Annotated in this window: 20 protein-coding genes; 4 read left to right on the forward strand and 16 right to left on the reverse strand. The window is 60.6% G+C overall.

Going from position 1 to position 20,073, the window contains the following annotated elements; genetic code table 11:
* Positions 1-113 precede the first annotated feature (113 nt).
* Positions 114-1,907, reverse strand: a complete 1,794-nt coding sequence (locus tag Q5H89_RS03260; protein WP_305017858.1) for a DUF885 domain-containing protein — start codon at positions 1,905-1,907, stop codon at positions 114-116.
* 170 nt (positions 1,908-2,077) lie between these two features.
* Between Q5H89_RS03260 and bshA the strand changes: the two genes are divergently transcribed.
* On the forward strand, positions 2,078-3,214 hold the full coding sequence (gene bshA / locus Q5H89_RS03265; RefSeq protein WP_305017859.1) for an N-acetyl-alpha-D-glucosaminyl L-malate synthase BshA: 1,137 nt from the start codon (positions 2,078-2,080) through the stop codon (positions 3,212-3,214).
* Positions 3,215-3,346: 132 nt separating this feature from the next.
* Here the strand turns inward: bshA and Q5H89_RS03270 are convergent, their stop codons facing one another.
* Both Q5H89_RS03270 and Q5H89_RS03275 read right to left on the reverse strand, forming a co-directional pair.
* Complete coding sequence (locus tag Q5H89_RS03270) at positions 3,347-3,877, reverse strand: 5' nucleotidase, NT5C type (protein WP_305017860.1); 531 nt, start codon at positions 3,875-3,877, stop codon at positions 3,347-3,349.
* A 48-nt stretch (positions 3,878-3,925) separates the two neighbouring features.
* Positions 3,926-4,462 carry a DUF7935 family protein gene (locus Q5H89_RS03275; RefSeq protein ID WP_305017861.1) on the reverse strand — a complete coding sequence of 179 codons (537 nt, stop codon included), beginning with the start codon at positions 4,460-4,462 and terminating at the stop codon, positions 3,926-3,928.
* 171 nt (positions 4,463-4,633) lie between these two features.
* On the opposite strand from Q5H89_RS03275, the gene Q5H89_RS03280 reads away from it, so the two are divergent.
* Entirely contained in the window at positions 4,634-4,981 is a 348-nt protein-coding gene (locus tag Q5H89_RS03280) for a HesB/IscA family protein (RefSeq protein WP_305017862.1), read from the forward strand.
* 26 nt (positions 4,982-5,007) lie between these two features.
* Positions 5,008-5,211: a hypothetical protein gene (locus tag Q5H89_RS03285; RefSeq protein WP_305017863.1), complete on the forward strand. Its 204-nt coding sequence runs from the start codon at positions 5,008-5,010 to the stop codon at positions 5,209-5,211.
* Positions 5,212-5,291: 80 nt separating this feature from the next.
* Here Q5H89_RS03285 and Q5H89_RS03290 read toward each other — a convergent pair whose 3' ends face one another.
* Positions 5,292-5,504, reverse strand: a complete 213-nt coding sequence (locus Q5H89_RS03290; RefSeq protein WP_305017864.1) for a heavy-metal-associated domain-containing protein — start codon at positions 5,502-5,504, stop codon at positions 5,292-5,294.
* A 286-nt stretch (positions 5,505-5,790) separates the two neighbouring features.
* On the opposite strand from Q5H89_RS03290, the gene Q5H89_RS03295 reads away from it, so the two are divergent.
* A complete protein-coding gene (locus tag Q5H89_RS03295; RefSeq protein ID WP_305017865.1) occupies positions 5,791-8,061 on the forward strand; it encodes a heavy metal translocating P-type ATPase in 2,271 nt (756 codons plus the stop codon).
* 15 nt (positions 8,062-8,076) lie between these two features.
* Here the strand turns inward: Q5H89_RS03295 and Q5H89_RS03300 are convergent, their stop codons facing one another.
* From Q5H89_RS03300 to Q5H89_RS03350, 12 genes are all read right to left on the reverse strand, one after another.
* Positions 8,077-8,973 carry a ChaN family lipoprotein gene (locus Q5H89_RS03300; protein WP_305017866.1) on the reverse strand — a complete coding sequence of 299 codons (897 nt, stop codon included), beginning with the start codon at positions 8,971-8,973 and terminating at the stop codon, positions 8,077-8,079.
* Between the two features lie 121 nt (positions 8,974-9,094).
* A complete protein-coding gene (locus Q5H89_RS03305; protein ID WP_305017867.1) occupies positions 9,095-10,498 on the reverse strand; it encodes an ABC transporter permease in 1,404 nt (467 codons plus the stop codon).
* 10 nt (positions 10,499-10,508) lie between these two features.
* Positions 10,509-11,468 carry an ABC transporter ATP-binding protein gene (locus Q5H89_RS03310; RefSeq protein ID WP_305017868.1) on the reverse strand — a complete coding sequence of 320 codons (960 nt, stop codon included), beginning with the start codon at positions 11,466-11,468 and terminating at the stop codon, positions 10,509-10,511.
* A gap of 129 nt (positions 11,469-11,597) precedes the next feature.
* Positions 11,598-12,221 (reverse strand): hypothetical protein, encoded by a 624-nt coding sequence (locus Q5H89_RS03315; protein ID WP_305017869.1) that lies wholly within the window; start codon positions 12,219-12,221, stop codon positions 11,598-11,600.
* A 19-nt stretch (positions 12,222-12,240) separates the two neighbouring features.
* Complete coding sequence (locus tag Q5H89_RS03320; RefSeq protein ID WP_305017871.1) at positions 12,241-12,747, reverse strand: RNA polymerase sigma factor; 507 nt, start codon at positions 12,745-12,747, stop codon at positions 12,241-12,243.
* A gap of 159 nt (positions 12,748-12,906) precedes the next feature.
* Positions 12,907-14,046, reverse strand: a complete 1,140-nt coding sequence (gene dnaJ / locus Q5H89_RS03325; protein ID WP_305017872.1) for a molecular chaperone DnaJ — start codon at positions 14,044-14,046, stop codon at positions 12,907-12,909.
* A gap of 135 nt (positions 14,047-14,181) precedes the next feature.
* A complete protein-coding gene (locus tag Q5H89_RS03330; RefSeq protein ID WP_305017873.1) occupies positions 14,182-14,751 on the reverse strand; it encodes a nucleotide exchange factor GrpE in 570 nt (189 codons plus the stop codon).
* A 139-nt stretch (positions 14,752-14,890) separates the two neighbouring features.
* Positions 14,891-15,289 (reverse strand): Imm50 family immunity protein, encoded by a 399-nt coding sequence (locus Q5H89_RS23220; RefSeq protein WP_369810634.1) that lies wholly within the window; start codon positions 15,287-15,289, stop codon positions 14,891-14,893.
* A 37-nt stretch (positions 15,290-15,326) separates the two neighbouring features.
* Positions 15,327-16,322 (reverse strand): GTPase ObgE, encoded by a 996-nt coding sequence (obgE, locus tag Q5H89_RS03335; protein ID WP_305017874.1) that lies wholly within the window; start codon positions 16,320-16,322, stop codon positions 15,327-15,329.
* A gap of 148 nt (positions 16,323-16,470) precedes the next feature.
* Positions 16,471-17,094 carry an adenylate kinase gene (locus Q5H89_RS03340; RefSeq protein ID WP_305017875.1) on the reverse strand — a complete coding sequence of 208 codons (624 nt, stop codon included), beginning with the start codon at positions 17,092-17,094 and terminating at the stop codon, positions 16,471-16,473.
* A gap of 64 nt (positions 17,095-17,158) precedes the next feature.
* Complete coding sequence (locus Q5H89_RS03345; protein WP_305017876.1) at positions 17,159-17,698, reverse strand: phosphoribosyltransferase; 540 nt, start codon at positions 17,696-17,698, stop codon at positions 17,159-17,161.
* 125 nt (positions 17,699-17,823) lie between these two features.
* A complete protein-coding gene (locus Q5H89_RS03350; RefSeq protein WP_305017877.1) occupies positions 17,824-20,061 on the reverse strand; it encodes a sodium-translocating pyrophosphatase in 2,238 nt (745 codons plus the stop codon).
* Positions 20,062-20,073: the final 12 nt, after the last annotated feature.

Consider the following 20,073-nt stretch of genomic DNA (forward strand, 5'->3'; position numbering starts at 1 on the left):
ACAGTCGTCATGCTGAGCTTGCCGAAGCATCTTGGTCGCGTCGCTAGGTAGCAATCCAGCGGCGCAAGCAAGATGCTTCGGCAAGCTCAGCATGACGGCCGTTTCTGTATTTTTTATTTCTGCCGGGCCGCCCAGGCATCCATGCGCCGCTCCAGCACGGCCAGCGGCATGGCCCCATCCAGCAATAGTTCGTCGTGGAAGGCCTTGAGCGAGAACTTCGGCCCTAGCTGCTTTTCGTAGCGGGTGCGCAATTCTCTTATTTTGAGCTGGCCGGTTTTGTAGGCCAGCGCCTGGCCGGGCCAGGCCATGTAGCGCTCTATCTCAGAAGTGGCACCCTGTTCGGTCGTGGCTTCGTTGGCTAGCATGTAGTCGATAGCTTGCTCGCGGGTGAGGCCCTTGGCGTGCATACCTACATCGACCACCAAGCGGATGGCGCGGTGCATTTCAGCGCTCAGCGCGCCCAGGTATTGGTAGGGGTCGGTGTACATGCCCAGCTCCTTGCCCAGGCTTTCGGTATAGAGCGCCCAGCCCTCGCTGAAAGCCGAGTAAAAGGCAAACCGTTGAAACTTGGGCAGGTTGGTGTTTTCCTGCTGCAACGACACCTGGAAGTGGTGGCCCGGAATGGCCTCGTGCAAAAACAGCGATTCCATGCCCGGCGTCTTAAACTTGGTAGCATCCAGGATGGGCACGTAGAAAATGCCCGGCCGCGAGCCATCGGCCGCGCCCCGGTTGTACTGCGCGCTGGCCGAGGCAGCGCGAAACGCCTCCGTTTGCCGAATCTCAAACGCCGTTTTGGGCATGCGCCCAAACAGGCGCGGCAGCCCCGGCGCCACCCGCCCCTGAATGGCGCGGAAGCCGTTGAGCACGTCCTCCGGCGTTTTATAGGGCCGGAATTTGGGGTCAGTACTCAGCGAAGCCAGTAGCTCTTTCAGGTCGCCCTGGTAGCCTAGCTGCTGGCGCACTTTCTCCATCTCGCCCCTGATGCGGGCTACTTCGGCTTGGCCGGTCTGGTAAATTTCTTCCGGCGTGCGGGTGGTCGTGGTCCAGTACGCCACGGCGGTGGTGTACATATCGGCGCCCCCCGGCACGGCCGCAATGCCGGTGCTGGTGCGGGCCGCCGGCAGGTAGTCGTTCTTCAAAAACGTTGCCAGCCGCTGGTAAGTGGGCACGAGTTGGGTGCGGATAGCCTGCTCATACGCGGCCGTCAGGCGCTGTTTGTCGGCAGCCGAAAACGTGGCCGGCAGCTGCTTGATGGGCCCGTAGAATACGCTCTGGCTAGGGTCGGCCACGGCCAGCGCCTCCAGCTGCGGTATCATTTTTTGCACCAATACCTTGGGCAGCACCACGCCGGTGCGCATACCGTGCCGAAAATCGGCCACGGCCGTATCGGCCCACACCGGAAACTGCCGCACGCGGGCCAGCCAGTTGTCGTAGTCCGGCACCGTTTTGAAGGGCTGCGCGCCGGTGCCGGCCCCTAGCTGCGCCAGCTCCAGGGGCAGGCCGCTGAACTGCGTGAAGGGCATCGTCCAGGTAGGCTGGGCGAGGCTGGCCAGCCGGCTCGTCATCTCGTACTGAAATACGTCGTAGCTCGTCTGGTCGGCGGGCGTCAGCTTGCTGCGGTCGAGGCGGGCTAGCTGGTCGCGGTAGCGCTCATACAGGCGGCGCTGCTGCTGGCGAAAATCGCGGGTGCCCGAGTTGGGCAGCTGGTCGTTGTAGCGGTTATCGCCCTGGCTGGTGGCCTGCAGCGGGTATAGCCGCGCCTGCTCTTCCCAGTAGTTGGTAAACAGCGCGGCCAGCGGCGCCGAGCCCGCCAACCGGGCCTTGGGCGAGTTAGCGCGCGTGGGTTGGGCCTGCGCCGGAGCCGCCAGCCCGGCCAGCAAGCCGGCGGCCAGTAAGAAATGCCTCATTAAGAAATCAAGAATAAATAGCAACTCAAAGCTACGCGGCAGCCCGCCGCCGGCCTAGCGCGTCCTTATTGCCGGGCGCCGGCGCAAAGTCGGCAGTAGCCGGGCCGAGGTTGCGGCCAAACCTCCGCCGCCGATTCCGGTTAGCCCCTCGCCTCCTCTATCTTTCCTTAATGAATATCGGCATCGTCTGTTATCCCACGTTTGGCGGCTCCGGCGTGGTAGCCACCGAGTTGGGCAAAGCCCTGGCCCAGCGCGGCCACAAAGTCCATTTCATCACGTACAGCCAGCCGGTGCGGCTCGATTTCTTCAACGAGAACGTCTTCTACCACGAGGTGTATGTGCCCACCTACCCGCTTTTCCAGTTTCCGCCCTACGAGTCGGCCCTGGCCAGCAAGATGGTGGATATCGTGCAAAATGAGAAGCTCGACGTGCTGCACGTGCACTACGCCATTCCGCACGCCTCGGCGGCCTACCTGGCCAAGCAGATTCTGCGCTCGCGGGGCATCACGGCGCCCGTGGTAACAACGCTGCACGGCACTGATATTACCCTAGTGGGCAAGGATGCCAGCTACGAGCCGGTGGTGACGTTCAGCATCAACGAGAGCGACGGCGTCACGGCCGTTTCGGCCGACCTGCGCCGCGAAACCTATGAGTATTTCCCGGTCGAGCACAAGATTGAAGTAATTCCCAACTTCATCGACCTCAACCGCTTTAAGAAGCAGGAAAAGAACCACTTCCGGGCCGCCATTGCGCCCGAAGGCGAGAAGCTGCTCATCCACACCAGTAATTTCCGCACTGTGAAGCGGGTTGAGGATGTGCTGCGTATTTTTTGCGGGGTGCGCCAGCACATTCCGGCCAAGCTGCTACTCGTGGGCGATGGCCCCGACCGCTCGCGCATGGAGAAGCTGGCCCGCGACCTCGACTGCCAGCGCGATGTGCGCTTTCTAGGCAAGCTCGAAGCCGTGGAAGAAGTCCTCAGCGTGGGTGACCTTTTCCTGATGCCTTCTGAGAATGAGAGCTTTGGCCTCGCTGCCCTGGAGGCAATGGCCTGCGAAGTACCCGTGGTGAGCACCAACGCCGGCGGTATTCCCGAGCTGAATGTGCACAACGTAACCGGCATGCTCAGCAACATCGGCGACGTGGAGGACATGGTCAAAAACGCCCTCTACGTGCTTGATGATGCAAACCTGCCCCGCTTTAAAGCCGCCGCCCGCGCCCGCGCCGAGGAGTTTGCCGTTGCCAACATTGTGCCGCTCTACGAGCAGTGCTACGAGCGCGCGGCCCTAGCCGCGCTGCAACCCCGCTAGGCTACATAATACGCCTGAAAAACGGTCGTCATGCTGAGCTTGCCGAAGCATCTTGGTCGCACCGTTGGGTGATGCGACCAAGATGCTTCGGCAAGCTCAGCATGACGACCGTTTTGTTTTACAAGTTATTAGTTATAATAAAATATCCGCCACTTCCTGCCAGCCGCGCACGCGGCGGTAGCGGGTTTCGAGCGCATTGTGCGGCGCGTCGAATAATAGCCCTTCGCCCCGCAGGCCGTCAAAATTATAGGCATTGTCGTCGATGAGATAATCGACGTTGAGAATACTTTTATCGCCGCAAAACACGAAGTTGCGCCAGTGAATAAACGGAAAATGCCGCTGTAGCCACTGGTATTTGTCGAGGAAGGAATTGGGAAACTCCATGGCGGCGGTGGCAATAAATACGTCGTATTTCCGGGCCAGCTCTTCAATAACGCGCTGGCTATCTGCTATTACTGGCAAGTCGCGGAAAAAACCTTCGGCGTTGGGGTAGGCCCGTAATGCGGGCTGGTGCTCGGGAGCTACCACCTCGTGCGGGTGCTTGCCGCGCAGTGCCTCCAGGGTTAGCTCCAGTTGAAAATCGCGGCCGTACCACTCCTGAAACCGGGCAATGGCATTGGCCATTACCTCGTCCATATCCACGGCAATGCGTTGTTTGGTCATCATCGCAACTATCAACTACTTGGCTAGCCCCTGGTTTGCTGGCAGTGCCTAAAAAAGCCCCGCCGCCTCGCGCTTCACCACGGCCAGGGCCTGGGCGGTGGGGTCGGCCGCGTCGGTCATCAGGCCTTCCAGAATGCGCTTGGCCAGCTCGGTGCCGCGCAGCTGGGTAGGGTTTTGCAGGCCGTGAAAGGCGCGGTTCACCATCGTGAGCACATCTTCCTTAGCCTGTTTTACTTGGGCCCAGGCCTCGGGGCTCATGTAGAGCTGCTGCGAAAAATTGTGCTCAAACTCGCCCCTGATTTCCTGCTGCAGCAGGCGGTGGTACTCGGCCGCGTTTTGGCCGGCGCTGCTCAGGCGCACCAGCAGGTTGCTGGGCGAGATGCGCTCGAGCAGCAGCGTTACGCGCTCGTAGGCCTGCAGGCGCAGCGGCAGCGTGGTTTTGCTGCTATCGAGCCGCAGCTCGATGAGGCGGCGCTGCTGCTCCTTCTCCAGGTATTGGCGAAACAGAAAAAAGATGGCTCCCGCCACGATAATGGCGGGCAAGATGGTCTTAAGCAGGTCGAAGAGATAAGTGGTAGTATCCATTAACTAGAAAGGGCTGGCGCGGGCCGCTAAGTGCCCGCCGAAGCATTATTTAGAACTGCCGCAAACTTACACCGTGAACCGCCGCCTGCCCTACCCTGTTTAGAAGCGCGGCCCACCCGTGGGCCGGCGTATATTTGCCTTATCTACATTCATTCTAAACTTAACCCTAGTATGGCTACTACCACGCAAGCCCCGCCCATCGGCCTCACGGCCCGGGCGCTGGTGGAGGTTAAAAATATCATTCAGGAAAAAAATGTGCCCGCCGACTACGGCCTGCGCATTGGCGTGCAGGGCGGCGGCTGCTCGGGCATGAGCTACCTGCTGGGCTTCGACAAGGCCAAGGACCAGGATGAAGTGTACGACCTCGACGGCGTGCAGCTCATCATGGATAAAAAGCACGCCATGTACGTGCTGGGCATGGAAGTCGATTTTCAGGATGGCCTCAACGCCCGCGGTTTCACCTTCAACAACCCCCAGGCCAAGAGCACCTGCGGCTGCGGCTCGTCGTTTTCGGCCTAGCCCTAGCCCCGGCTTTCTCCCACTTATTGCCACGCTCAGCCATGGACATCAAGTACTTATCCGACGCCAAGGGCAATATCACCGGGGTTTTTATTCCCATCGAAGAGTGGGAGCGCTTGCAAAAGCAGTATAACATAGGCGAGCAGCCCGCCGCCGACTCGGGCAAGCAGCTGCGCCAGGAGCTGGCCACCGCGCTCCAAAAAGTGAAGCGCGACGACTCGGAAGACTAAGTTGGTAAAGCACTACTGCCCAGACACTAAAAAAGCCCGGCTAGCCGGGCTTTTTTAGTGCGGATGCGCTTCCCGGGCGCTTAGTTGAGCGGCGTAATCTCGAAGCCGGCCTGCTCCACGGCGGCCAGCACCTGCGCCACCGAAACCTGGCCCGAGGTAACGGTCAGAATTTTATCGGGATTAGCCGTGTCGACCTGCCAGTTATCGGGACCTACTTCCTTGTTGAGCGTGGGCGTAACGGCTTTGATGCAGCCGCCGCAGTTGATGGTGGTTTTAAAGCGAAGGGGTGACATAATCGGGTTTTTGGCGAGTAGATGAGTAAGGGCGTCGCCAGCGGCAGCTCTCGCCCTTTTCTATTACAAAATTCGAGCAGATTTGCTTCCTTTTCACGCTAAAATTCGGCTTTACACTTGCGTAATTAGGGATATCTGAGCGGCCTGGCCAGGGGCAAATTATGCAAGTATGCCGCCGGATTCCGTACCTGCGCGGGCTGCCTTTGCCCGTTATTTTGCAGGAGCTATCCTAGCAATGAGCACGCCTTTTATCAATAAGCACCGCGTTGATTTATAACCTGTTATTATGTCTCCTTCCTCCGAAACCACGACGCTCGACATTGAGGGTATGAGCTGCGCGGCCTGTGCCGCGGCGGTGGAAAAATCGCTGCGCCGCACGCCCGGCGTGGAGAGCGCCCTGGTTAACTACGCCACCGAAAAAGCCACCATTACCTACGCCCCGGCCCAGGCTAGCCCGGCCGCGCTGCGCGCCGCCGTCGAAAACGCCGGCTACGCCGTGGCCGAGCGCCTGCCCGACACCACCGCCGCCGACCGCCAGGCCGAAACCGACCGCCAGAAAGCCGCGGCCTACCAGGCGCTGAAACGGCGCTTTGGCGTGGCGGCCGGGCTAGCGGCCATCATTATGCTCTTGAGCATGAGCATGCTATGGCCTACCCTGATGATGCGCTTGAATGCGCAGTGGCTCAACTACGGGCTACTGGCGCTTACGCTGCCGGTGCTGCTATACAGCGGGCGCGAATTTTACGCCTCGGCCTGGAATGGCCTGCGCCACCGCTCGGCCAGCATGGACACCCTGATTGCGCTGGGCACCGGCGCCGCGTTTTTGTATAGCCTGGCGGCCACGGTGGTGCCCGGCTACTTTGCCCGCCACGGCGTGCCGCCCGAAGTTTACTACGATACCACGGCCACGATTATCGCGCTCATTCTGCTAGGCAAGGTACTGGAGATGAGAGCTAAAACGCAGACCTCGGCAGCCATGCGCGCGCTGCTGGGCCTGCAGGCGCGCACCGCCCGCGTGGTGCGGCCCGACGGCCAGGAGCTGGATGTGCCCATTGAACAAGTGCGGCCCGGCGACTTGGTGGCCGTGCGCCCCGGCGAAAAAATCGCCACCGATGGCACCGTCGAAACCGGCCACTCGGCCGTGGATGAGGCCATGCTTACCGGCGAAAGCCTGCCTGTAGACAAGCACCCCGGCGACCCGGTTTTTGGCGCGACCATCAACAAAACCGGCGCCTTCCGCTTCCGCGTGCAGAAGGTGGGCGCCGATACGCTGCTGGCCCAGATTGTGCAGCTGGTGGAAGACGCCCAGGGCAGCCGCGCCCCCATTCAGCGGCTGGCCGACCGGGTGAGCGCCGTGTTTGTGCCCGCCGTGGTGGGCGTGGCGCTGCTCACGTTTGTGCTGTGGTTCAGCTTCTCGCCGACCGAGTCGCGGCTGCCGCTGGCGCTAGTCAGCTTTGTGGCGGTGCTCATTATTGCCTGCCCATGCGCATTGGGGCTAGCCACCCCCACGGCCATTATGGTGGGCACGGGCAAGGGTGCCGAGCACGGCGTGCTTATTCGCAACGCCGAGGCCCTGGAAAAAGCCTACCAGGTTGATACCGTGCTGCTTGACAAAACGGGCACCATCACGCAGGGCGAACCGGCCGTGACAGATTTCATCGCTTTTCCGGGGTATTCCGCGGCGCAATTATTGCCCCTGGTGGCAGCCGTAGAGCGGCTTTCCGAACACCCGCTGGCAGCGGCCGTGGTGCGCTACGCCGAGGCTAGCCAGCCAATTAAGCCACTGACAGTGAGCGATTTTCGGGCGCTGGCTGGCCAGGGTGCAGCAGCTACTGTAGGAGGCGAGATACTACTGGTCGGCAATCGCGGTTTGCTGGCGGCCCATACTATCAGTTTGCCGCCTGAGCTAGCTACGCAAGCCGAGGCGCTGCTAGCGCAGGCCAAAACCGTGCTCTATGTGGCGGTGGCGGGCCAGGCTGCCGGCCTGCTAGGGGTGGCCGACACGGTGCGCGCTACCTCAGCGGCCGCCGTTGCCCAGCTGCAGCGGCTAGGACTGGAAGTGGTGATGATGACCGGCGACAACGCCCAAACTGCCGCCCAGGTGGCCGGGCAGGTGGGTATCAAGCGCTATTTCTCCGACGTATTGCCCCAGGACAAGGCGCAGCAAGTAAAGCAATTGCAGGCCGAAGGCCGCACCGTGGCCATGGTGGGCGATGGCATCAACGATGCCCCGGCTCTGGCACAGGCCGATGTGGGCCTAGCCATGGGTTCCGGCACCGATGTAGCCATGGAGGCCGCCGGCATTACGCTCATGCGTGCCGACCTGCGCAGCGTGGCCACGGCCCTCGACCTCTCGCGCCAAACCATGCGCACCATTCGGCAAAACCTGTTTTTTGCCTTCATTTACAACCTGCTCGGCATTCCCATCGCGGCGGGGCTGCTGTACCCCATTTGGGGCATTCGGCTATCGCCCATGCTCGCGGCGGGGGCTATGGCGCTTAGCTCGGTATCGGTACTCAGCAACTCGCTGCGGCTGCGCCGCTTTGCCGGGCGCTAGCGCCCGATGGCCCTTTTAATACGTCTTGGTCATGTCTTCGGGCACAACGATGACGTAATCGGCCAGGCTAACATTCTCTTTATCGAGCTGTTGCAGCTGGGCTTGTGTCACTACGCTCAGCGTTTGGATGCGCAATGCCGGCTGGCCGGCGCGCAGGTAGGCCACAATGCCATCGTGGTGGTCGGAGTGGTACGAGCCGTTGAGGTGCAGCACCAGCTGGCCGGGCGCCAGGCTGCGCCGAATGGTGGCGGCCATCGTGGCATCCTTCAGTGCCTGCGCCTGAATAACATTGCGCGCCCCGCCGCCGTGGGCCGAGGTCATGCCCCCAAACATGGCGGCCATGTTTTTGTAGCCCGGCAATTCATAATCTACGGCCAGGGGCAGCGGCGCTAGGTAAGCCTTATCAGCCGCAGGCAGCTTGTCGAGGGCGGCCAGCGAGCCGCGTGCCACCTGCTGGGCGTAGCGACGAGGCGCATTCGTACCCACCACCGCAATGTGCTGATTGCGGGCAAACTGTAGCAGCGGCCGGTAGTCGGTGGCGTAGTTGGGCCAGGGCCGGCTCTGGCGCTCGAAGGCCGAGTCGGGCAGCGTGCCGGCGGCGTACTGGGCCACTAGCGGCTGCACATCGCGCTCAAACATTTCGAGGCCGAGCACAAGCTTGCCAGGCCCTTTAGCCTGGGCCAAGTCTTTGGCCAGCTGTACTTCGAGCCAGTGAGCAATGGGGTCGTTGTGCTGCTCACCAAAGAGCACCACGTCGGCCTGGGCCAGCTGGACTAGCATCTGGTCGTAGTCGGCGGGCTGGCCCTGGGCGGTGAAAAGTCGGTAGGCCGGCCGCTCGCCGGCCGGCGCGAAGGCCAGCAGCGGCAACATAAGCAACAACAGGAACCGGTACGGAAAACGGATAAGCATCATACAAAAGAACGTCAGGCGCCACAACGTGGAGCAATTCGCTCGCGCCGTTGGGTAAATAACCAACGAAGCGGCCAAGATGCTCCACATTGTGGTGCCTGACGTTCTTTTTTCTTGTACCGGGCTAGCCCTTATAAAACATCCACTTCGACAGCTCGCCGTAGGTCACTTTCTTACCATACATAAGGATGCCCACACGGTAGATGCGGGCCGCCACCCACGTTACACCCACAAAACCGGCGATGAGCAACGTGCCCGACAGCAGTAGCTGCCAGGTAGGCACGCCGAAAGGCAGGCGCATGACCATGGCAATGGGCGAAGTAAACGGAATCATTGACAGCCAGAAGGCTAGCGGGCCATTGGGGTCACCGTTGATGATGACGTTAATACTCACGATATAGCTCAAAATGAGCGGGATAGTTACCGGAAACATGAATTGCTGCGCATCGGTCTGGTCGTCCACAGCCGAGCCGATGGCCGCAAACATGGCCGAGTACAGCAGGTACCCACCCAGGAAATAAAACAGGAAGCCGCCAATGATGCTGCCAATGGGCAACCCTTCGAGTACGCTCCAAATGCTGAACGGCTGGCCCGGCTGCGGCGCGGTGGCCGCCTGGTCGTTGCGAGTAGGGCTAGCGGTGGCTACGGCCGGGCTGCTGGCCGGGGCTGCCGGGCTAGCGGTAGCGGTGCCAGAGGTCGTCGTCGTTGGGGTGGCGACTGCGCCAGCCACCGGCTTATCGGCTTTTAGCAGCATCGGCATTACGACGGTGGTGATGCCCCACGAGAGCACCAGCCACAGCGCAAATTGCGTGAGCACGACGCCCGCAATGCCCAAAATCTTGCCCATCATGAGCTGAAACGGCTTCACCGATGAAATCATGACTTCCATGATGCGGTTCGATTTTTCCTCGCTCACGCCGCGCATCACCTGCACACCATAAATGAAGATGAACATATACACCAGGATGGACAGGAAATAGGCCATTGCCGTGGTAGTGCCCACATCGTTGCGCTTGCCGCCCACTTCATCGAGGTTGATGGCGGCTAGGTCTACTTTGGCCTGGAGATTATCGATGGTTTCTTGCTTGAGGCCCGAGCGCGCCATTTTTAGCTCCCCAATGGCCTTGTTCACCGCCTTGCGAATAGTTTCGCGGCGCTTCAGCGACACGTTGCCCTTGGCCAGAATCTGAATGCCCTTAGTGCTATCGAGCCCAAAGCTGGCCGGGAAGCTGAGTAGCGCGGCCTGCTTGGGCTTGGCTTTTTCGAAGGCTGCCCGGGCTTCGGTTAGCGAGCCGGGGGCAGCGGGCACGAAATGAATTTCGTCGGTATCGACCAAGTGGCTAGCCACTTGTTGACCGCTAGCGTCGTGCACGGCCACTACATCAGGGCCCGAGGCCGAGTTGAGCTTGCTTACGGCAATGGTGGTGCCGCCCAGCAGCAGCGGCGCAAGCAACGAAATGACGAGGAAGCTTTTTTTGCGAACGCGGGTCAGGTATTCGCGCTGGAGAATGAGCCAGATTTTATCCATGATGCGGGGGCTAGCTAGCGGTTACTTCTTCGACTAAAGACTCGGGCATGGTTTCGCGCACCCGCTGAATGAATATCTCGTTGATGCTCGGGATGCGTTCGCGGAAAGCCTGCACCTGCACTTGGCCGATGAGGAAGCGCAGCAGGTCATTGGGCGTGGTACCCGCGTGCAACTGAATGCGCGCGTAGAAGTGGTCGTTGGCGCGCTCTTTCTGCTCCACCACCTCAAAATCGGGGTGCACTACCAGCAGGCGGCCCTGCCCCTCGACCTCGTAGGTATTGGTTTTAAACTGGTCTTTAATCTGCGACACCGGCCCATCGAGTACTTTTCGCGAGCGGTTGATGAGGGCAATGCTGTCGCACATTTCCTCTACCGACTCCATGCGGTGGGTCGAGAAAATGATAGTCGCGCCTTCGTCGCGCAGTCGCAAAATCTCGTCCTTGATAAGGTTAGCATTAATCGGGTCGAAGCCCGAAAACGGCTCGTCGAGGATAATCAGGCTGGGCTGGTGCAGCACCGTGGCAATAAACTGCACCTTTTGCTGCATGCCTTTGCTGAGGTCCTCCACGTTTTTCTGGGCCCAGGGCTTTAAATCCAGCCGCTCGAGCCAGCCCTTGATGCGCTGCACAGCCTCGGCGCGCGGCATGCCGCGCAATTGCGCTAAGTAAAGCAACTGCTCGCCCACCTTCATCTTTTTGTAGAGGCCGCGCTCCTCGGGCAGGTAGCCAATCTGGCCGATGTGGCTGGGGTTCAGCCGCTCGCCCCGGAACAGAATCTCGCCCGAGTCGGCCCCTGTTATTTGGGTGATGATGCGGATGAGCGAGGTTTTGCCCGCGCCGTTGGGCCCGAGCAGGCCGAAGATGCTGCCTTCGGGCACGGCCAGGCTCACGCCGCTCAGGGCCGTGTGCGCGGCATACTGCTTGCGCACATCGCGGGCCTCCAGAATGGGCCTCGAAGTAGACTGTTGCATGCGAAAAAGGTGAAAGAGTAGAAGGTGGCGTAAATGTAGGCGCGGCCGGTATTGCCAGCCACCCGCCGCGCGCCAAACCGCAAAACAGGCCGCCCGAGCGGTAAAAAAAGCCCCCGAGATGCCGGGGCGCTAGGCCTCCGGCACGTCATCAAGCTCGCGCAGCTGGTTTTCGAGCCGGTCGAGGTGCTGGCCGTAGAGCCAGTGCAGATATCGCTTGGTAGTGTGCGCCGTAGGTAGGTAGAGCACCACGCATAATACCGCCAGCAACGCTGCAATAAGCCAGACTTTGGACGCGGTAACCGCCTTGGTGGTGGTGGAGAGGGCCATAATGCCCATCAGCAGGCACACCAGCGGCACCATTGCCAGCGTAAGGCGGTAGTAGAAGCGGATGAGGGCCCGCAGGCCGGTAGTCAGGCGCAGCAGGTGGGCCCGCAGGTCGCTGGCCGGGTCGCTCATGCGCCGCAACAGCCCTAGCTTTTGGTGAAAGTAGAAGATGCAAACCAGCGCTATCAGCCCCAGCAGCCCGCCCCACAGGCGCACCCACAGCACCGGCGCCAGCCAGGCCACCGCCAGCGAAATGGGCAGCAGCGCGTAATTGAGCGCCATCTCCAGTCGCGCATTGCGCCGCAGCTTCGCCACAATGCTGCCCGATTGCCGGGCTAGCATCTCACGTAGCTTTCCTGTGCTCAGGGCCGTCGGCTCCGCCGCTGGCCCGGGCTGCCGCCACTGGCGGCGCAAATCATCAAGCTCCATAATCTGATGCGCTTAGCTGTTATTTATGAACTAGTTGGCGACGCAGCTTTTCCTGCACGCGGTGCATTTTCACGCGCACATTGTTTTGAGTAATCCCCAGGATTTCGGCCATTTCGTCGTAAGGCCGGTCTTCGAGATAAAGCAGCACGAAGGCCTTGTCCACGTCCGAAAGCCGGTCGATGGCGCGGTAGAGGGCGGCGGTTTCTTCGGGCTCGTAGGCGCTAGCCTCCACGGGCTGGGCCAGGTGCCAGGCCTCACCTTCTACATCTACCACGGCCGGGCGGCGCGTGCGCTGGCGCAGGTTGGAAATAGCTACGTTCAGGGCAATGCGGTAGAGCCAGGTGCTGAGCTTGGCATCGGGCTGGGGCACGTAGCGCGGCCACGCCCGCCACAGCTGCACCACTATTTCCTGGAATAAGTCCTGCCGGTCGTCGGCATCCTGGCAGTAGAGCCGGCACACGCGCCGTACCAGCGGCTGGTACTCGTGCAAGGCAGCCAGAAAATCGGCAGACGGGGCAGCGCTCATGGTTGGGGTAGCGGTTTCGGGAAGGTCTATCGCGAGGGGCGGCGGAGCATTACAGGCGGGCTGCTGTTTTCACCACGGCTGCGGCAAAACGGCCGCTGGGTACGGGCACAAAAAAGCCCGCCAGAAATATCCGGCGGGCTCTTCGGTAAGCGGGGCTTGCTATTGGAAATACTCTTTTACTTTCTCAAAGAAGCCTTTCTCATTCTTGCCGGGATGCGGCGTAAAATTGTCCGAGTCGCGCAGCTTTTCCAACAGCTCGCGCTCCTGGTTGCTCACGTTCTTGGGCGTCCACACATTCAGGTGAATGAGTTGGTCGCCGCGGCCGTAGCCGTTCAAATCTTTGATACCCTTGCCGCGCAGGCGCAGGATTTTGCCGGGCTGCGTGCCGGGGTCCACCTTTATTTTCACCTTGCCCTCAATGGTCGGCACCTCCAGGCTAGCCCCCAGCGCGGCGTCCACAAAGCTGATGTACTGCTCAAACATGATGTTGTTGCCATCACGCTTAAGGAATTCGTGCGGCTCCTCCTCAATCTGAATGAGCAGGTCGCCGGGCACGCCGCCGCGCTCCGGGAAGTTACCTTTTCCGCTCATGCTCAGCTGCATATCGTTGGCTACGCCGGCCGGAATGTTAATCGGAATTACTTCCTCATTCAGCTGGCGGCCTTCGCCCTTGCACACGTCGCAGGTCGTAGAAATAGTTTTGCCCTCGCCGTGGCAGGTGGGGCAGGTGCTGGCGCTCACCATCTGGCCGAGCATCGTATTCACCACGCGCTTGGTTTGGCCGCTGCCCTGGCAGGTGGCGCAGGTTTTAAGCTCGGTGCCGTTTTTGGCGCCGGTGCCGCTGCACGGCTGGCAGGCCACGTAGCGCTTCACCTTGATTTTCTTCTCCACGCCGTTGGCAACCTCCTCCAGGTCAAGCTTCAGCTTGATGCGCAGGTTGGAGCCCTTCTTCACGCGGCGGCCCTGGCCACGCCCGCCGCCGAAGAAGCCTTCGAAGCCCCCGCCGCCGCCGAAAATATCGCCGAACTGCGAGAAAATATCTTCCATGTTGGGCGCCGCGCCGCCCCCGCCGCTAGCCTGGTGGCCAAAGCGGTCGTAGCGCGCCCGCTTGTCGGCGTTGCTCAGCACCTCGTAGGCCTCGGCGGCCTCCTTAAACTTGTCCTCGGCCGTGGGGTCATCGGGGTTTTTATCGGGGTGATATTTAATAGCCATTTTGCGGTAGGCTGACTTTATGACGTCGCCTTCCGCATTTTTCGCTATCCCTAATACTTCGTAATAATCGCGCTTTACAGTTGCCATTGCTTGGTGATATCTAATCCGTCATGCTGAACAAAGGGAAGCACCTCGGCAGGTTCGTTGGTTCACTACCCAACGCTCCCGGGCAAGATGCTTCACTTTGTTCAGCACAACCGTTCTGGTTTAATACGGACGCTGCTATTGCCCTAGTACCACTTTGGCGTGGCGGATAACCTTGTCGCCCAGATAGTAGCCTTTTTCAATCTCATCAACAATCTTGCCGCGTAGCTCGTCGCTAGGCGCCGGAATCTGGGTGATGGCCTCGTGCAGCTCGGCATCGAAGGCGCCGCCCTTGGTATCCATCGGGGCCAGGCCCTTCTGCTGCAGGGTTTTGCTGAGCTTGTTGTAGGTGATATCCAGCGCGTTTTGCAGTGCGGCCGGGTCTTGCGTGCCCTGGGTGTGCTGGCGAGCGCGGTCGAAGTCATCGAGCACGGGTAGCAAGGCCACCATCAACTCCTGGTTGGCGGTTTTGAAGAGGTCGGCGCGCTCCTTGGCGGTGCGGCGCTTGTAGTTCTCAAACTCGGCAGCCAGGCGCAAGTACTTGTCTTTGAGGTCGGCCAGCTCGGTTTCGGTGCGGCTAGCCCCTTCGCTGGCGCCGGCTTCGGGGGTAGCGCCCACGGCGGCAAAATCCTGCTCGCCGGCGGTATGCTCGGCGGTATTGTCGGTTAGCGGCTGGTCGTCGGGATTCATGGTTTTATCGTCGGTCATTTTCTGGAAAAAATGGCGGAATCGGCTAGTGAAAGGCTTTCCCATACGGGTACCGGGGCGGGCGCAAGGAGTTTGCCAAAGCTGGCGAGGCTGCCAAGTTGGCACCTCAAGTTTAGCCGCAATATTTATTCTGTCACAATCAGATGCTTTGTGCGTAACCTTCCACTTTGTCAACGTGAATCCAGCTACAATGTAGCACTAGCTTGTTATCATTCTCGTGGTTTACGTAAGCAACATCAAACCCATCTTCTACACATTCGATACTTAATGTACCCGCTGCACTTGAACCGCTAAGCTCTGCTATACTGACAGTAGCTTGAATAAGTGACAACTGCATCTGCACTGTATTATAACCTTTAGCAACCCATTTAGCTGGTGGGCTTGTCAGGTAATTTTCTAGGTCGTAATTCAGTATGCATATCAAGGTACCCCTAATAACGAATCGGATGTCGCTCACTTTAATCCTTTCCAGAGACAGGTAATCGTCCTTGAAGAGGCTTTTGATGAGTTGAGGATTCATCACTTTTTCTTGCCACATACTATCTGGTCACTGCATAGAGAAAAATACAAGTCAATTATTCGTGCAGCGCGCCCCAAATCATGTCTTTCAGCTTCTGAATGTTCTTGCTGGTGAGGCTAGAGATGAAGACGGTGGGCGGCATCCCGGCCGGCAGGGAGGCTAGCAGCTCGGCTTCGAGTTCGTCGTCGAGCATGTCGGCTTTGGTGATGGCTAGCAGGCGCTTTTTGTCGAGCAGCTCGGGGTTGTGCTGCTCCAGCTCGTTGAGCAGGATGCGGTATTCGGCGGCTACGTCGAGGCTGTCGCAGGCTATCATAAAGAGCAGCATGGAGTTGCGCTCGATGTGGCGCAGGAAGCGCGTGCCCAGGCCCTTGCCCTCGGCCGCACCCTCGATAATGCCGGGAATGTCGGCCATCACAAACGACTTGAAGTCGCGGTAGGCCACCACGCCCAGGTTGGGCACGAGGGTGGTGAAGGCATAGTCGGCAATCTTGGGCTTGGCGGCGCTCACCACCGAGAGCAGCGTGCTCTTGCCCGCGTTGGGGAAGCCCACGAGGCCCACATCGGCCAGTAGCTTCAGCTCCAGAATCACCTGCTCCTCGATGGCGGGCTCGCCGGGCTGGGCGTACTGCGGCGCCTGATTGGTGGAGGTTTTGAAGTGGTCGTTGCCCAGCCCGCCGCGCCCGCCGGGCGTGAGGATTTGGCGCTCACCGTCCTGGGTTATTTCCAGCTTCACCTCGCCGGTTTCGGCGTCGCGGGCCACGGTGCCCAGCGGCACCTGAATCACAATGTCTTCGCCCTGCGCACCGCTGCGCAGGTTGGGGCCACCGCCCTCGCCGTCCTGGGCAAATAGGTGCTTGCGGTACTGCAGGTGCAAGAGCGTCCAGAGCTGCGAGCTGCCTTCGAGGATAATGTGGCCGCCGCGGCCGCCGTCGCCGCCGTCGGGGCCGCCGTTGGGCAGGCCTTTGGCCCGGAAGAAGTGGTGCGAGCCCGCGCCGCCCTTGCCCGAGCGGCAGGTAATTTTGACGTAGTCGATGAAGTTATTGTTAGCCACGGTATTGAGTTATAAGTTAAAAGTTATGAGTTATGAGTTGGCCGAACGATGCCAGACGCGCTTAACGTAAATGAGTTATGAGTTTCGAGCCGAGCGCCCGAAACTCATAACTCACAACTTTTAACTCCTAACTGGCAGCTCGCGGCCGCTAGGCCTTCACCTCGCGGGTAGCTTCGGTAGGTGCTTCGGCAGCAGCTGGCTTGTGCTGGTCGATGAGGTCGCTGATTTGGGCGAAGATGGCTTCAATCTCGCCAATGCCGTTGAGCGAGTGAAACTTGCTTTGGGCAGCGTAGTAGCCAGCCACTTGCGCCGTTTCGGTGTTGTAGACCGTGACGCGCCGGCGGATTTTGGTTTCGTCCTGGTCGTCGGGGCGGCCACTGGTTTTGCCGCGCTCCAGCAGGCGCTTCACCAGCTCCTCCTCCCCTACTTCGAGGGCAATCATGCAGGCCACGCTGGTGCCGTGCTCGGCCAGCAGCCGGTCGAGGCTCTCGGCCTGGGCGGTGGTGCGCGGAAAGCCATCGAAGATAAAGCCGGCGGCTTGCTTATTTGATTGCAAAGCGCTGCCAATCATGCCGATAACTACTTCATCGGGCACCAGAAAACCTTGGTCCATCAGCTTTTTGGCTTGCAGGCCAAGCTCGGTGCCTTCGGCAATCTGGGCACGCAGCAGGTCGCCGGTACTCAGGTGTACGAGGTTGTACTTCGCAATGAGCTTCTGGCTTTGCGTGCCTTTGCCCGCGCCGGGGGGGCCGAAGAGGACGATGTTATGCATAGAAAACAGAATTGGGGCGGGGGCGCCGGAGCGGGAACTAAGTGAAACTTACGAAGAGCGCGTGCTAGACGGCTACGTACACATCGGGCAGGTTGCGGCCCAGGCCATCGTAGTCGAGGCCGTAGCCCACTACAAAATCGTTAGGAATTTCGCGGGCAATGTATTTGAGCGCCAGCGGGTAGCGCAGGCTGGCGGGCTTGAAGAACATGGCCGCAATCTCGATGGAAGCCGGGTGGTTGGCTTGCAGCGTGGGCAGCAGGTGGTTGAGGGTAGTGCCGGTGTCCACAATGTCTTCGACCAGGATGATATCGCGGCCCTGCACGTCTTCGCGCAGGCCGAGTATTTCCTGCACCTGGCCCGTGCTGCCCGTGCCCTCGTAGGAGGCCACGCGGATGAAGACAATCTCGCAGTCGCCCGCGAAGCGCTTGAGCAAATCGGTGGCAAACATGAAGCCGCCCGTGAGCACCACTACGAATAAGGGCCGGCGGCCCACGTAGTCGGCATTGAGGCGAACGGCTACCTGGTCGATGGCCGTGGCAATCTCGGAAGCCGAGAGGTAAGGCCGGAAAGCCTTGTCGTGAAGCGTGATAAGGGGCTGACCCATGCAAGGATGAACGACCGGTGTAGCCGTTTCGGGCTGCAAAGGTAAGGCCGCCAACCCAACGCCCGGGGGAGCGCACGGCCAGAAGGCTAGCCGGCCGGCCTTATTTATTGACTACCAATCTGTTGCTAGAACCACTGCCAGGCAGCTGGCAGCACTACTTTGGCGCTAGGGGCAATGCGGTGGGCAAAGCGCACGCCCAGCTGGCTGTGCTCGACGTGCGTGGTGTGCTCGGCCCGCGCGGCAGAGGTGCCCACGCGGGCAATGTGCGGGGCAATAACGAGCGACACGATGCTCATAAGCTTGATGAGGATGTTCATGCTCGGGCCGCTGGTGTCTTTGAAAGGGTCGCCCACGGTGTCACCGGTCACGCTGGCTTTGTGGGCGTCGGAGCCTTTGAACTCCATTTTGCCATTCACCAGCACGCCCTTCTCAAACGACTTTTTGGCGTTGTCCCAGGCGCCGCCGGCGTTGCTCTGGAACATGGCCATGAGCACGCCGCTTACCGTGACGCCCGCCAGGGTGCCGCCCAGCACCTCAGGCCCAAAGGCAAAGCCGATAATAATGGGCGTGAGCAGCGCAATAGCGCCGGGCGCCACCATCTTGCGAATAGCGGCCTCGGTGCTGATAGCCACGCATTTCTCGTATTCGGGCCGACCGGTGCCCTCCATAATGCCGGGTATCTCGCGGAATTGCCGCCGCACTTCCTGCACCATGGCCATGGCTGCCTGCCCCACCGCCGTAATAGCTAGCGCCGAGAAAATAAACGGTATCATGGCGCCTACAAACAGGCCCGCCAGCACGTTGGCGTTGGAAATGTCGATGGCGTCGATATGAGCCGTGCCCATAAAGGCGGCGAACAGGGCTAGCGAGGTGAGCGCCGCCGAGGCGATGGCAAAGCCCTTGCCGGTGGCGGCCGTGGTGTTGCCCACGGCGTCGAGAATGTCGGTGCGCTCGCGCACTTCCTTGGGCAGCTCGCTCATTTCGGCAATGCCGCCGGCGTTGTCGGCAATGGGACCGAAGGCATCGATGGCCAGCTGCATGGCGGTGGTGGCCATCATGCCGGCCGCCGCAATGGCCACGCCGTAGAGCCCGGCCGCCTTGTAGCTCAGCACAATGCCGGCCGCCAGCACCAGAATGGGCGCCACGGTGCTTTCCATGCCCACGGCTAGCCCCCCGATAACGGTGGTGGCGTGGCCGGTGCTGCTTTGCTGCACAATGCTGAGCACCGGGCGCTTGCCCATAGCCGTGTAATACTCGGTAATCGTGCTCATCAAGAACCCAACTACCAGCCCCACCAGCACGGCGTAGAACACGTGGTTGGCATCGAAGGTGAACCCGCGCACGGTGAGGTCGCCGGCCGGCAGCAGCCACTTTATCAGGCCATAAGAAAAGATGGCCGATACGATAATGGAGATATTGTTGCCCCGGTTGAGGGCGCTCTGCACGTTGCCGCCCTCCTGCACCCGCACCGCCAGAATGCCCGCCAGTGAGGCCAGGATGCCTAGCCCGGCCACCGCCATCGGCAGCAGCAGGGGCGAGAGGCCCCCGAAATTGTCGGGGTTGCCCAAGTGCACCTCGCGCCCCAGCACCATCGTGGCCAGGATGGTGGCCACGTAGGAGCCAAACAGGTCGGCGCCCATGCCGGCCACGTCGCCCACGTTATCGCCCACGTTGTCGGCAATAGTGGCGGGGTTGCGCGGGTCGTCTTCCGGAATGCCGGCCTCGACCTTGCCCACGAGGTCGGCGCCCACATCGGCCGCCTTGGTGTAGATGCCGCCGCCCACGCGGGCAAATAGCGCGATGCTTTCGGCCCCTAGCGAAAAGCCCGTGAGCACTTCAAGCGCCTTCTCCATATCTTCTGGGCGGGTTGGCGTTCCATCATTGTGGAATACAAATAGCCTGTAGAAAACAATGAATAGTGACCCCAGCCCCAGCACCGCCAGCCCAGCCACGCCCATGCCCATAACCGAGCCGCCGGCAAACGACACTTTGAGCGCCTGGCTGAGCGAGGTGCGGGCCGCCTGGGCGGTGCGCACATTGGCCTTGGTGGCGATTTTCATGCCGATATAGCCGGCCGTGGCCGAAAACACCGCCCCGATAATAAAGGCAATGATGATAATGGGGCTCGATTTCTCGCCCGTAAAGCCCAGGTAGCCCAGAAAGAGCGAGGCGATGAGCGCAAACAGTGCCAGCACCTTGTACTCGGCCCGCAGGAAGGCAATGGCACCGTCGGCGATGTAGCCGGCAATAGTGCGCATCTTCTCATCGCCGGCGTCCTGGCGGGCTACCCAGCCCGCACGCAGCCACGTGTAAAGCAGGGCTAGCAAGCCCAACAGGGGTACGGCGTAAACACTTGAATGCATAAGCGCGGGGGA

Source organism: Hymenobacter cheonanensis (assembly GCF_030581075.1).
Taxonomy (GTDB): Bacteria; Bacteroidota; Bacteroidia; order Cytophagales; family Hymenobacteraceae; genus Hymenobacter.